General features: G+C 70.3%; 10 protein-coding genes. 1 reads left to right on the plus strand and 9 read right to left on the minus strand.

All coding sequences use genetic code 11. The annotated features are described in order from the left end of the window. Positions 1 to 237 precede the first annotated feature (237 nt). Positions 238 to 654 (plus strand): hypothetical protein, encoded by a 417-nt coding sequence (locus ABZ824_RS28005; RefSeq protein ID WP_356966487.1) that lies wholly within the window; start codon positions 238 to 240, stop codon positions 652 to 654. A gap of 69 nt (positions 655 to 723) precedes the next feature. Here the strand turns inward: ABZ824_RS28005 and proB are convergent, their stop codons facing one another. The 9 genes from proB to ABZ824_RS28050 all read right to left on the minus strand — a co-directional run bounded on the left by proB (position 724) and on the right by ABZ824_RS28050 (position 13,411). Next, positions 724 to 1,824: a glutamate 5-kinase gene (gene proB / locus ABZ824_RS28010; protein WP_355072952.1), complete on the minus strand. Its 1,101-nt coding sequence runs from the start codon at positions 1,822 to 1,824 to the stop codon at positions 724 to 726. A 163-nt stretch (positions 1,825 to 1,987) separates the two neighbouring features. Then, positions 1,988 to 3,442: a GTPase ObgE gene (obgE, locus tag ABZ824_RS28015; protein WP_355072291.1), complete on the minus strand. Its 1,455-nt coding sequence runs from the start codon at positions 3,440 to 3,442 to the stop codon at positions 1,988 to 1,990. A 121-nt stretch (positions 3,443 to 3,563) separates the two neighbouring features. Then, positions 3,564 to 3,830, minus strand: a complete 267-nt coding sequence (gene rpmA, locus ABZ824_RS28020) for a 50S ribosomal protein L27 (RefSeq protein WP_355072289.1) — start codon at positions 3,828 to 3,830, stop codon at positions 3,564 to 3,566. A gap of 22 nt (positions 3,831 to 3,852) precedes the next feature. Next, positions 3,853 to 4,164 (minus strand): 50S ribosomal protein L21, encoded by a 312-nt coding sequence (rplU, locus tag ABZ824_RS28025; protein WP_039796660.1) that lies wholly within the window; start codon positions 4,162 to 4,164, stop codon positions 3,853 to 3,855. Positions 4,165 to 4,496: 332 nt separating this feature from the next. After that, positions 4,497 to 7,733, minus strand: a complete 3,237-nt coding sequence (locus ABZ824_RS28030) for a translation initiation factor IF-2 N-terminal domain-containing protein (RefSeq protein ID WP_356966490.1) — start codon at positions 7,731 to 7,733, stop codon at positions 4,497 to 4,499. 470 nt (positions 7,734 to 8,203) lie between these two features. Beyond that, positions 8,204 to 8,620 (minus strand): nucleoside-diphosphate kinase, encoded by a 417-nt coding sequence (gene ndk, locus ABZ824_RS28035; protein WP_355072286.1) that lies wholly within the window; start codon positions 8,618 to 8,620, stop codon positions 8,204 to 8,206. A 129-nt stretch (positions 8,621 to 8,749) separates the two neighbouring features. Continuing rightward, complete coding sequence (locus ABZ824_RS28040; protein WP_355072284.1) at positions 8,750 to 9,166, minus strand: DUF4233 domain-containing protein; 417 nt, start codon at positions 9,164 to 9,166, stop codon at positions 8,750 to 8,752. Between the two features lie 106 nt (positions 9,167 to 9,272). Beyond that, positions 9,273 to 10,643, minus strand: coding sequence for a folylpolyglutamate synthase/dihydrofolate synthase family protein (locus ABZ824_RS28045; protein ID WP_355072950.1), 1,371 nt, complete (start codon positions 10,641 to 10,643; stop codon positions 9,273 to 9,275). Positions 10,644 to 10,732: 89 nt separating this feature from the next. After that, positions 10,733 to 13,411: a valine--tRNA ligase gene (locus tag ABZ824_RS28050; protein ID WP_356966492.1), complete on the minus strand. Its 2,679-nt coding sequence runs from the start codon at positions 13,409 to 13,411 to the stop codon at positions 10,733 to 10,735. Between the last annotated feature and the right edge of the window lie 122 nt (positions 13,412 to 13,533).

The following is a 13,533-nucleotide window of genomic DNA, read 5'->3' on the forward strand; positions in this document are numbered from 1 at the left end:
TGGCGGTCGGGCACCTCGACCGCCGCAAGGCACCACGGTCACTCGTCCGGGTCTGCCCGAGCCGCGTCCCGCCGGCGGCTACTCAGAACTGAACCCCGAGCTGCCACTCCCGAGCAGCATGAGCCCCGACGATGCACCCAGCGGACGCCAAGTCGATACGCGTCCACACACGACCACACACACCGATGGCAACGCGCTCGCGCACGATCACGAACGAACCGGGATAACTTCGCAGACGTGACCGAGCTCCGCGCATTCCGCCAAGCCTGCTACGAGGCTGCTCGCCGCACCGGCGGCACCGTGATCGAGTTCCGTCTGGCAGGGAATGCGACCCCGAACTTCCACCAAGGAGTCATCGCCTACCACGACCATCACGTCGCGGTGGTCGCGCTGCGCGATTCCGCGGTGCTGGCGGTCGCCGACCCCCGGGTGATCGATTTCGATGACGCGGCGATCGAGTCCGGGCCCCTCACATTCATCGAGGCTCCTGACCTGGTCGCTGCTCTGGCCGACCAATCAGGGTTCGAACTACTCACAACGGCCGAACTCGCCCAGCCGTTCGATGCGGCAGCCTGGCCCGAACTGGACCGAGACGATGTCCGGTATTGGAAACCACAGACCGTCGGCGACGCGCTCTTCAACTATTGGGACTGAAGCGACCCGCCGTCCTGGCTCCCGGGTCAGTCGCTCGGTCGTACCGGTGACCTGTCGAACGGTGCCTGATCAGACCTTCACGAGGTCGTCGGCGTGGATGACGGGACGCTGCATCGTGTCGGGGAGTTCGGCGGTGGAGCGGCCGAGCATGCCCGCCAGTTCGGTGCTGTCGTATTCGACGACGCCCCGGGCGACAACACGATTGTCCGGAGCCACCAGATCGACCACGTCGCCGCCGTAGAAGCGGCCACGGACGCCGACGATCCCGGCCGCGAGCAGCGACCTGCGGCGGTGCGCCACCGCTTGGACCGCGCCGTCATCGATGAGCAGCGTGCCGCGGCTGTCCGCGGCGTGCCGGACCCAGAACTTGCGGGCGGACAACCGCACCGGCCGCGCGGCGAACGCGGTGCCGACGGTGCCGGTGGACAACGCGGTAGCCGCCGACGAAGCGGCGGCGAGCAGAACCGGCACGCCCGCGTCCGCGGCCAGGCGCGCCGCCGACAACTTGGACGCCATGCCGCCGGTGCCGAGCGCGCCGCCGCTGCCCGCGATGACGCCGTCCAGGTCGGCACTGCTGCGCACCTCGGGAATCAGCGTGGCCGCACCCTTGCGCGGGTCACCGTCGTAGAGGCCCGCAACGTCCGACAGCAGCACAAGTGCGTCGGCGCCGACGAGGTGGGCGACCAGCGCGGCGAGCCGGTCGTTGTCGCCGAAGCGGATCTCCTCCGTCGCGACCGTGTCGTTCTCGTTCACCACCGCCACCGCGCCCAGCGAGCGCAGGCGATCGAGGGTGCGCTGCGCGTTGCGGTGGTGCTCACGCCGGGAAAAGTCGTCGGCGCTCAGGAGCACCTGCCCGACCGTGCGGTCGTAGCGGGCGAACGACGTGCCCCAGGCGTGCGCCAGGGCCAGCTGCCCGACGCTCGCCGCGGCCTGCTTGGTCGCCAGGTCACGCGGACGGCTGGTCAAGCCCAGCGGCGCGATGCCGGCGCCGATGGCGCCCGAGGATACGACCACCACATCGGATCCGGCGCGCATCCGCGCCTCCACCGCGTCGGCCAGCCGATCCAGCCGCGCGGTATCCAGGCCGCCTTTCAAGCTGGTCAGCGCGGAGGAACCGATCTTCACCACGACCCGGCGCGCCGCCGCGATCGCCAACCGCGCCTCGCTCAGGCCCGAGGAATCCGCCTCGGCGCTGATAGACCTCACCTGCATCCCCACCGAACTCCCTGCACCACAATCGAATCCACGGTAGTCGGGACCCAGCCGCGAACGATCGAGTCCGCCGGACACGGCGCCCACCGAGGGCGCACGGCGACTCGACCGTGGTCCACGTCTACTCCTCGTCTTCCTGCACCAGACCGCGTCGCACCCGGGACGCGTGCTTGCGCTCGGCCGCGCTGACCCGGTCGGTCTGTTCCAGCCGGATGTCGGTGCCGCGCCCGGTGGGCACCATGTCGATGCCAGCGGAGATCTGCGGCTCCCAGTCGAACGTCACGTCGCCGATGGTCACCGGCGCTCCCGGCTCCGCGCCCAGCCGCACCAGTTCGTCTTCCACGCCCAGGCGCGCCAGACGGTCGGCCAGGTAGCCGACGGCCTCGTCGTTGTCGAATTGGGTCTGCCGCACCCAGCGCTCCGGCCGGGTACCGCGCACGATGAAGCCGCCCGGCTCCTCCGGGTCGGCGAGCACGCTGAATCCGGTCTCGTCGACCGCGATCGGGCGGATGACCGGGCGCTTCGGCGCTGCCTGCGGATGCTCCTCGCGGTACCGGCGCACCAGATCCGCGAGGGCGAAGGTCAACGGACGCAGGCCCACGTGGCTCACGGCGGAGATCTCGAACACCGGCCAGCCGCGTTCGGTGAACTCCGCGGTCACCATCTCGGCCAGCTCGGCCGCGTCGGGTACATCGATCTTGTTCAAGATCACCACGCGTGGGCGGTCGGCCAGATCGCCGAGCCCGGCGTCCGCGCTCAGCGCCGGCTGGTAGGCGGCGAGTTCGGCTTCGAGCGCGTCGACATCGGACACGGGGTCGCGGCCCGGCTCCAGCGTGGCGCAGTCCACCACATGGGCGAGCACCGCGCAGCGCTCCAGGTGCCGCAGGAAGTCCAGCCCGAGTCCGCGGCCCTCGCTCGCGCCCGGGATCAGTCCGGGCACATCGGCGATCGTGAAGGTGGTCTCACCGCTGGCGACGACGCCGAGATTGGGTACCAGCGTGGTGAACGGATAGTCGGCGATCTTCGGCTTGGCCGCCGAGAGCACCGAGACCAGCGAGGACTTGCCCGCCGAAGGGAAGCCGACGAGCCCGACATCGGCGACCGACTTCAGTTCGAGCACCAAGTCGAGTTCTTCGCCGTCCTCGCCGAGCAGCGCGAAACCCGGCGCTTTGCGGGCCTTCGACGCCAGCGAGGCGTTGCCGAGTCCGCCGCGGCCGCCGCGGGCGACGATGAAGCGGTTGCCGGTACCGACCAGGTCGACGAGCACTTTGCCGTCGTCGTCGAGCACCACGGTGCCGTCGGGCACCTTCAGCACCAGGTCGACGCCCTGCTTGCCGTCGCGGTTGCCGCCTTCGCCCGGCTTGCCGTTGCCCGCCTTCGCGTGCGGGTGGAAGTGGAAGTCCAGCAGGGTGTGCACGTTGGAGTCGACCTCGAGGATGACGTCTCCGCCGTTGCCGCCGTTACCGCCGTCCGGCCCGCCGAGCGGCTTGAACTTCTCGCGGTGCACCGAGGCGCATCCGTGGCCGCCTTTACCCGCACGCACATGCAGTACGACACGGTCGATGAACTTGGACATACGCCGAATCATCCTCCTTCGGGACTGGTCGTACTGAGGGCTGCTCGTTCGCGAACACGAAAAACGGGCCAGGGTTCCGAGACCCTGACCCGCTCGCTGTTATCCGGAAGTGGTTCGGCGGTCAGGCCTGAACCGGCTCCGGGGTCACGATGTTGACGGTCTTGCGTCCACGCTTGGTGCCGAACTCCACCGCGCCCGCCGCCAGGGCGAACAGGGTGTCGTCACCGCCACGGCCGACGTTCACGCCGGGGTGGAAGTGGGTGCCGCGCTGACGCACCAGGATCTCGCCTGCCTTGACCGACTGGCCGCCGAAGCGCTTGACGCCGAGTCGCTGGGCGTTGGAATCGCGTCCGTTCCGGGAGCTGGACGCACCCTTCTTGTGTGCCATAGCTGGTTCTCCTCGGGATGTCTTACTTGATGCCGGTGACCTTCAGGACCGTCAGCGGCTGACGGTGTCCCTGGCGCTTGTGGTAGCCGGTCTTGTTCTTGAACTTGTGGATGCGGATCTTCGGGCCCTTGGTCTGCTCGACCACCTCGGCGGCCACGGAAACCTTGGCCAGCTTGTCGGCGTCGGTGGTCAGCTCGGCGCCATCGACGACGAGAACCGGATCCAGCGCCACGGCGGTACCCGGCGCACCCTCGATCTTCTCGACCTTCACCAGGTCACCGACCGCGACCTTGTACTGCTTTCCGCCGGTCTTGACGATCGCGTACGTTGCCATCGGTCGGCTGCCCTTCTTCCTATAGTGCTCGGCACTCGTTCACGCGGCGACACCTCCGGTCTGAATCCACCGGAAACCGCCACACGACTGGTCTGGTAATCGCCACCGCCTCGGCACCTGGTGGCTCTCGGTATCGAACTGTCGAGAACCGGGCCACGAAGACAAAACATGTTGTCACCGGGCAGCGACTGTCCAAGATTACAGGACGGCTACCGCGACGACCAAACCGGCGTTCACCCGCGCACCGCGGCCCTGCCACGCGTTCGCTGCGGGAACGCCTGTGGCCCCCGACCGGAAGGACCGGCGGGGGCCACAGTGGTGTCGGCGAGAACTCAGTTCGCGGCGTCCGGCGCGCCTGCCGGGCGGCCGACCGACCGCCTGCGCGGCCGGTTGCGCTGCGGCACCTCGACCGGCTCGGGCTGGGAGTAGTCGACCGCGGGCGCGGGCGCCTGGTCTCCGGTGGGCAGCACGAACACCGCTCCGGAGCTGTCCGCGGCGGGCGCGGCGGCCGAACGGGCAACCCGCCGGCGACGAGCCGGACGGCTCGGGCCCGGCTCGGCGACCCCGTTGGCGGCGGCACCGTTCTCGGTCGTCGCGACGGGCTCGGCAGCCGCGACGGCGTCGGCGACCGGCTGCGGCGCGGCATCCGAGACGGACGCACCGACGGGCTCGGAGACGGGCTCTTCCGCCGGTGCCGACTCGACCTTTTCGACTTGCTCGACGACCTCGACCACTTCGGCGGGCTCGGTCTCCGGCTCCTCGGCGGGCACCGCGACCGCGGCCTCGACGGTCTCCGTGACGACGCGCTCTTCGGCGGCCTCGTCCGCGACGGCGGCCTCGGCCGTGTCCGCGACCTGCGGCTCGGCGAACGTGTCCGCGGTCGCTTCCGGCGCCTCCTCGGACTGGTGCGCGGCCATCGCCAGCGCCACCGGATGCGCCCGTTTGACGGCCGCGTCGTCCTCGGTGGGTTCGGCCGCGGGACCGGACCCGTTGGCAGGCTGGGGAGCCGCCGCGGCCGCCTTGTCCCGGCCTCGACGCCTGCGCGAACCGCTCTCGCGGGTGCGCGCGGCGGGCTCTTCACCGGAGCCGGGCTCCACCGGGTAGCTGTGCACGAGGATGCCGCGTCCGTGGCAGTGCTCGCAGGTGGTGGAGAACGCCTCGACCAGGCCGGTGCCCAGCTTCTTGCGGGTCATCTGGACCAGGCCCAGCGAGGTGACCTCGGAGACCTGGTGGCGGGTGCGGTCCCGGCCCAGCGCCTCGGTCAGGCGGCGCAGCACCAGATCGCGGTTGGACTCCAGCACCATGTCGATGAAGTCGACGACGATCATGCCGCCGATGTCGCGCAGCCGCATCTGGCGCACGATCTCCTCGGCCGCCTCCAGGTTGTTCCTGGTGACCGTCTCCTCCAGGTTGCTGCCGCCCGCGCCGGTGAACTTGCCGGTGTTCACGTCGATCACCGTCATGGCCTCGGTGCGGTCGATCACCAGGGTGCCGCCCGACGGCAGCCACACCTTGCGATCGAGCGCCTTGGACAGCTGTTCGTCGATCCGGTAGGTCTCGAACACGTCGACGCCGTTGTTCTCGTGCCGGGAGACCCTGGCGAGCAGGTCCGGCGCGACGGTGCCGATGTACTTCTCCACCGTGCTCCAGGCCCGGTCACCCTCGATGACCAGCTTGGAGAAGTCCTCGTTGAACAGGTCGCGGATGACCTTGACCAACAGATCGGGCTCTTCGTAGAGCGTCTTGGGCGCGTTGCCGTCCTTGCCGGTCTGCTCCTGGATGGTGCGCCAGGTCGCCTGCAGCCGCTCCACGTCGCGGGCCAGTTCGGTCTCGCTGACGCCTTCGGAGGCGGTGCGGATGATGACACCGGCGTCGGCGGGCACGATGTCGCGCAGGATCTCCTTGAGGCGCTTGCGCTCGGTGTCCGGCAGCTTGCGGCTGATCCCGGTGGAGGTGCCGCCGGGCACGTACACCAGGAAGCGCCCGGCCAGGCTGATCTGCGTGGTCAGCCGGGCGCCCTTGTGGCCGACCGGGTCCTTGCTCACCTGGACCAGCACCTGGTCGCCCGGCTTGAGCGCCTGCTCGATCTTGCGCTCCTTGCCGCCGAGCCCGGCGGCCTCCCAGTTGACCTCACCGGCGTACAGCACGCCGTTGCGGCCGCGGCCGATGTCGACGAACGCGGCCTCCATGCTGGGCAGCACGTTCTGCACCTTGCCCAGGTAGACGTTGCCCACCATGGACGCGGAACCTGTGCTCGTCACGAAGTGCTCGACCAGGACGTTGTCCTCGAGCACGGCCACCTGCGTCGCGGTGGGGTGATCCGGGAACGACTTCTCGCGCACCACCATCACGCGGTCCACCGCTTCGCGCCGGGCCAGGAACTCCGACTCGGTCAGGATCGGCGGGCGGCGACGGCCCGCCTCGCGCCCGTCGCGACGGCGCTGCCGCTTGGCTTCCAGCCGGGTGGAGCCGGTGATGCCCTGGACCTCGTCGACCGCGACGCGGCCGCGGCTCTTGTTGCGCGGCTCGCGCTCGTGCACGACCGTGTTCGGCGGATCGTCGTCGGCGGGCTCGTTCTCGCCCGACTCACCGGCCACCTTGCGCCGACGGCGGCGACGGCGACGGCGGCTCGAGCCTTCCGGCACGCCGTCCTCGTCCTCACCCTCGCCCTCGGCGGTCTCGGCGGATTCCGCCGCGTCGGTGGCTTCGGCGGACTCGGCGGCCGCGGGAGCCGACTCGTCGTCGGTCTCGGTGTCCTCGCCCTCGCCGTCGCCATCGGACTGCTGCTCGCCCCGGCCGCGACCGCGCCCCCGGCGGCCACGGCGACGGCGCCGCGGCTGGTCGGCGTCGCCGTGCTGATCGGACGACTCGCGCTCGTCCTCGGTGACCTCGGTCTCGTCCTCGACGGGCTCGGGTGCCTGCTCGTCGGCGCGGCGGCCCGCACGCTCGGCGCGGCGCTGTTTGCGCGCCTCCTCGGCGGCCGCGGCGTCCGGTGACAGGAACAGCGGCGCCTGCACGACGGCGGCGGACTCGAACACCGCGGGAGCCACCGGCTCCGGTTCCGGCCGCACCGAGTGCGTGAACAGGTGCGTGTGGTTGGCCGGCGCGCTGAGCGGCGGCTGCGCGGTGGACACCGTGTCCGGCGCGGAGAAGATGACGCCCGCACCGGAGAACGGAACGTCACCGGCGGATGCCGGTGGTTCCGTGGCAGGCGCGGGTCGTTCGGCCGCGGGCGTCGGCTGTTCCGGCGCCGGTTGCTCGGCCACGGGCGCCCGAGGGGGCGCGCCTTCCTCCGGCTGCGCCGGTACGGAGGCGTCTCCCGTCCCGGCGGCGGGCTGCTCGGCCGCGGCGTCCGCCTCGACCGTCACCAAGGCGTCGCGCACGGACTCCGCGACGGCTCGGTCGACGTTCGACTGGGCGCTGCGCGCGTCCGCCCCCATCTCGGTGAGCTTGGCCAGGATGCGCTTGCTCGTCACCCCCAGCAGCTTGGCGAGTGCGTGAACTCGGATTCGCTCCGGCAATTGTTCGGCATCCTGTGATGTTGTTTCCAGCGGCTCTTGATCGGCCACGAAGTCTCCTCGGGCCCCCGGGCGCGTCCCTCCCGGCGGGAGTGACGCGGCCGACGCGGGGGCGCTGTCCGTTCGACTCGCACCCGGTGGGCGCGAGATCAAGTGGTCTCGCCCCGCGTGCCCGGTTATCTCCTCGGTTGTGCGTCGGTCGGGCTAACTGGTCACGCGGCGCCTGGCTGTATGGCTGAACTCCGCGGCGCGAGCGCTCATCCAGCGTGCCTACACGAACAGCGGACCCGGTGACCAGGCCGTTTGTCCATGGCAGCGATGATCGGCATCGAACCGTGGTGTCATCCGGCTGCCCTCGTCACGTTTCGTTCGCGCACCTGCACGAACAGTCGGCGTCGAAAGCAGCCGATGCCAGTATCCCATACCGCGCGCCGGGCGTTCGCCATCGGCGCTCGACTCGGTCCCGCCCGCGGCGCGAACGCGGGTCTCGCGGCGGCGCGGGCACGACGATCGAGACTCGGTCAGGCGGGCAGTTCGGGGAACCAGAGGGCGATCTCCCGCTTGGCCGATTCGGGTGAATCGGAGCCGTGGACCAGGTTCTCCTGGGTCTCCAGAGCGAAGTCTCCGCGAATGCTGCCGGGCACCGCCTTTTCGACCGGGTCGGTGCCGCCCGCGATCTGGCGGAACGCGGCGATGGCGCGCGGGCCCTCCAAGATGGCCGCGACGACCGGGCCCGAGGTGATGAACTCGATCAGGGACCCGAAGAACGGCTTCTCGGCGTGCTCGGCGTAGTGGCCCTTGGCCAGTTCCTCCGACACGTGCTTCAGCTCCAGGGCGACGATCTTCAGGCCCTTGCGCTCGATCCGTGCCAGCACCTCGCCGACAAGGCCACGGGCCACACCGTCCGGCTTGATGAGTACCAACGTCTGCTCAGTCACGGCGCACAGCCTATCCGGCATACTTCCGGGCACCGCACCAGCGGTCGGGCTGATCGGCTTCCCGGGCGCTCGGCAGGGAGACCTCCGCCGGAAAAAGTGCGACCCGCAGCGTCCTTGGCGGCCCTGCGGCTACGACCGCTGGATGCGCTGGCTCGGCAGCAGCCCTTTCTCCATCCGGCCGCGCACGTCGGCGCGCAGCACCAGGATGAAGCCCCAGACCACGGCGAACACCACACCGATGACGCCGATGGACACATGGATGAACGCGCCGAGCAGCACCAGGACCTGCAACCCGAGGTTGAACGGCAGCGCCCAGGACCGCCGCTGCAACCCGGCCCCGAGGAACATCACCACCGCGAGCACCACGAGATAGGTGCCGGACAACCAGGTCACGCCGCCGCCGACGTCGGCAACCACCGGCAACGCGAGCAACACCACGATCGCCTCGAGCACCAGCGTGCCCGCCATCACCCCGCGGAAGCCCTTCCACGGGTCGGTCGCGGGCGCGGGCACCGACTGCTCGTCTCGTTCGGCCGGTTCGCTCATGCTGTGCCCTCCTCGGCATCCGCCGGGCTCGTGCGGTGACCGGCGCTCATGCGGTGGTTCCCGGTCCCACGATGGTCGAGTGGGCCGCGGTGCACGCACCTGGCGCTCACGCCGGGTCCTTTCCGAACAGCGCGCGAGCCGCGCCCGCCGTGACGACCGATCCCGTGATGATCACTCCCGCGCCGGACACCATCTCGCCCGCGTCGCCCACTTCCTCGGCGATCGCGATCGCGGTCTCCAGCGCGTCGGGCAGGGTGGCGGCGGATACCACGCGCTCGTCGCCGAACCGCTGGACCGCGAGGTCGGCGAGGGTCTCCACGTCCAGCGCGCGGGGCGACCCGTTGCTGGTGACGACGATCTCGTCGAACACCGGCTCCAACGCGGTGAGGATACCGTCGGCGTCCTTGTCACCGAGCACCGCGACCACGCCGACCAACTTGCGGAAGTCGAATTCGTCGGTCAGCGCCGCGGCCAGCGCCCGCGCGCCCGCCGGATTGTGCGCGGCGTCGATGAAGATGGTGGGCGCGCTGCGCATCCGCTCCATCCGCCCGGGACTGGTGACGCTCGCGAAGCCCGCGCGCACGGCGTCGATGTCGAGCCTGCGCTGCGCGCCCGCACCGAAGAAAGCCTCCACCGCCGCGAGCGCGAGCACCGCGTTGCGCGCTTGATGCTCGCCGTGCAACGGCAGGAAGATCTCGTCGTACACCCCGCCCAGGCCCTGCAACTCGAGTTGCTGCCCGCCCACCGCGATCTGCCGGGCGAGCACGCGGAACTCCGAGCCCTCGCGCGCGACCGCGGCGTCCACCTCGACGGCGCGGCGCAGCAGCACCTCCATCGCCTCGGGTTCCTGCTGCGCGATCACCGCGACGTTGTCGCGCGGCACCAGGCTCTCCGGGGCGCGCTTGATGATCCCGGCCTTCTCCCCCGCGATCGAGGCCAGGTCCGGACCCAGGTAATCGGTGTGGTCCAGGCCGATCGGCGTGATCACCGCCACCTGCCCGTCGATGACGTTGGTGGCGTCCCAGGTGCCGCCCATTCCCGTCTCGACGACCGCGACATCGACCGGCGCCTCGGCGAAGGCGGCGTAGGCCATGCCGGTGAGCACCTCGAACTTGCTCATCGCGGGCCCGCCCGCGGCCGCCGACTGCTTGTCGATCATCTCGACGAACGGCAGCAGTTCGCGATAGATCTCCACATACCTCGCCGGGGTGATCGGCGCGTTGTCGATGCTGATCCGCTCGGTGGCCAGCTGCAGATGCGGACTGGTGATCCGGCCGGTGCGCCGATGCAGTGCGGTGAGCAGCGCGTCGATCATCCTGGTCACCGACGTCTTGCCGTTGGTGCCCGCGATGTGGATCGCCGGATAGTTCTGCTGCGGCGAGCCGAGCAGATCCATCAGCGTGGCGATCCTGGTGAGCGACGGTTCGATCTTGGTCTCCGGCCAGCGCTGGTCGAGTTCCGCCTCGACCAGCGCCATCTCGGCCAGTTCCACCGGCGACGGACCGGAGCCGAGCCGCGCTCCGCCGCCACGGCCCTCGTCGCCGTATTGCGGTTCCGGCTCGTGGTTCACTTGCCGCTCAACTCCGCAAGTCGGGCCCCGATGCGCGCCACCTCGTCCGCGGCGACCTGCTGCCTGCCGCGGATCTTCTCGACCACGTGGTCGGGCGCCTTGGCCAAGAACGCCTCGTTGCCGAGCTTGGCGGCGGTGCCATGGAGTTCCTTCTGCGCGGCGGCCAGATCCTTCTCCAGCCTGCGGCGCTCGGCGTCCAGGTCGACCGCGCCCGAGGTGTCCAGCTCCACGGTGACCGTCCCGGCGCTCAGGCGGACCTCCACCGACGCGGTCGCGGCGAAGCCCGCGTCCGGCTCGGTGAGCCGCGCCAGGTTGGCGACCGACGCCGCCTGCTCGCCGAGCCCCGCCTCGCCGACCCCGATCAGCTTGGCCGCGACCTTCTGCTTGTCCGCCAAGCCTTGGTCGCTGCGGAACCGCCGGATCTCCGTGATCAACCGCTGGGTGTCGGAGATACGTTGCGCCGCCTCCTGGTCCAAGGGCACCCCGGAGGCCTGCGGCCACGGCGCGATCACGATCGACTCGCCGCCGGTCAGCGCCTGCCACAACGCCTCGGTGACGAACGGCACGACGGGGTGCAGCAGGCGCAGCACCGCGTCGAGCACGGTACCGAGCACCAACCGGGTCGCTTCCGCACGCGCGCCGTCGGCGGCGAACTGCACCTTGGCCAGCTCGAGGTACCAGTCGCACAGCTCGTCCCAGGCGAAGTGGTAGAGCGCCTCGCACGCCTTGCCGAACTCGTAGGCGTCGAACGCGGCGTCCGCTTCGGCGCGCACCGCGTCCAGCCGGTCCAGGATCCAGCGATCGGCGTCGGTGAGCTGTGCGCGATCGGGCAGGTCGCCCACCCGCGCGCCGTTCATCAGCGCGAACTTGGTCGCGTTGAACACCTTCGTCACGAAACTGCGCGAGGCGAGCACATGCGGCTCGCCGACCGAGAGGTCGCCGCCGGGCTGCGCGCCGCGTGCGAGGGTGAAGCGCGTGGCGTCGGCGCCGAAGGCGTTGATCCAGTCCAGCGGGTCGATGCCGTTGCCGCGCGACTTGGACATCTTCTTGCCGAACTGGTCGCGGATCAGGCCGTGCAGGAACACGTCCTTGAACGGCACCTGCCGCGCGCCGCCCTTGCCCGTGGTCAGCACGGCGTCCTCGGCGACGTAGGTGCCGAACATCATCATCCGCGCCACCCAGAAGAACAGGATGTCGTAGCCGGTGACGAGCACGCTTGTGGGATAGAACTTCTCGAGTTCGGCGGTGGCGTGCGGCCAGCCCATCGTGGAGAACGGCCACAGGCCGGAGGAGAACCAGGTGTCGAGGACGTCCGGGTCCTGCACCCAGCCCTCGGGCGCCTGCTCGTCGGGCCCGACGCACACCACTTCGCCCTCGGGGCCATACCAGATCGGGATGCGGTGGCCCCACCACAGCTGACGCGAGATGCACCAGTCGTGCATGTCGTCGACCCAGCCGAACCAGCGCGGCTCCTGGCTCTTGGGGTGGATCACGGTGTCGCCGCTGCGCACGGCGTCGCCTGCGGCCTTGGCCAGCGACTCGACCTTCACCCACCACTGCATGGACAGGCGCGGCTCGATCGGCTCGCCGGTGCGCTCGGAGTGCCCCACGGAGTGCAGGTACGGCCGCTTCTCGGCGACCACACGGCCTTCTCGCGTGAGCCGCTCGCGCACCTTGACGCGGGCCTCGAAGCGGTCCATGCCATCGAATTCGGTTCCGGTGCCGGTGATCCGGCCGCGCTCGTCCATGATCGTCGGCATCGGCAGCCCGTGCCGCAGACCCATCTCGAAGTCGTTGGGGTCGTGCGCCGGTGTGATCTTCACCGCGCCGGAGCCGAATTCGGGATCGACGTAGTCGTCGGCGATGATGGGGATCTGCCGTCCGGTGATCGGATGCTCCAGGGTCGTGCCGATCAGCGCCCGGTAGCGCGGGTCCTCCGGATGCACGGCCACCGCCGTGTCGCCGAGCATGGTCTCCACCCGGGTGGTGGCGACGACGACGTGCGGTTCGTCGTCGCGGAGCGAGCCGTAGCGCAGCGAGACCAGCTCGCCTTCCACGTCCTCGTACTTGACCTCGATGTCGGAGATCGCGGTGCGCAGTTCGGGCGACCAGTTCACCAGCCGCTCGGCGCGGTAGATCAGGCCCGCGTCGTAGAGCCGCTTGAACATCGTCTGCACGGCGCGCGACAGGCCTTCGTCCATCGTGAAGCGGTCCCGGCTCCAGTCGACGCCGTCACCGAGCGCGCGCATCTGCCACTGGATGGCGCCGCCGGATTCCCGCTTCCAATCCCAGACCTTCTGCACGAACAGTTCGCGGCCGAAGTCTTCCTTCGTCTTGCCGTCCACCGCGAGCTGCTTCTCCACCACGGTCTGGGTGGCGATGCCCGCGTGGTCCATGCCGGGCAGCCAGAGCACCTCGTACCCCTGCATCCGCTTGCGGCGCGACAGCGTGTCCATCAGGGTGTGGTCGAGCGCGTGGCCCATGTGCAGCGTGCCGGTGACGTTCGGCGGCGGCAGCACGATCGAGTAGGGCGGCTTGCCGCTGCCGGTGTCGGCGGTGAAATAGCCAGCGGCTACCCAGCGCTCGTACATCTCGGCCTCCACCTCGCTGGGAGTCCAGCTCTTGGGGAGGGCATCGGCACGATTACGCGTGTTGTCAGGGGCTGCGCTGGTCACCCCGCGATTCTAGAGCGCGTCGCCGCGCCGACTTCGGGTCGGTCGACCCGGCTCGCCGCTACCCGCGGATCCGCCGGGCGGCGGCGCTGTGGAAATCGGGAGGGATATCGGCCCGCGGGGCG

The sequence above is a fragment of the Nocardia sp. NPDC047038 genome, from assembly GCF_040644075.1.
GTDB classification, from domain to species: Bacteria; Actinomycetota; Actinomycetes; order Mycobacteriales; family Mycobacteriaceae; genus Nocardia; species Nocardia sichangensis.

What these genes read in the sequence shown, in the direction of transcription:
- rpmA (WP_355072289.1), bottom strand. Translation starts at nt 3,830, where the DNA reads ATGGCACACAAGAAGGGTGCGTCCAGCTCCCGGAACGGACGCGATTCC.
- obgE (WP_355072291.1), bottom strand. Translation starts at nt 3,442, where the DNA reads ATGTCCAAGTTCATCGACCGTGTCGTACTGCATGTGCGTGCGGGTAAA.
- ABZ824_RS28045 (WP_355072950.1), bottom strand. Translation starts at nt 10,643, where the DNA reads ATGGCGCTGGTCGAGGCGGAACTCGACCAGCGCTGGCCGGAGACCAAG.
- rplU (WP_039796660.1), bottom strand. Translation starts at nt 4,164, where the DNA reads ATGGCAACGTACGCGATCGTCAAGACCGGCGGAAAGCAGTACAAGGTC.
- ABZ824_RS28040 (WP_355072284.1), bottom strand. Translation starts at nt 9,166, where the DNA reads ATGAGCGAACCGGCCGAACGAGACGAGCAGTCGGTGCCCGCGCCCGCG.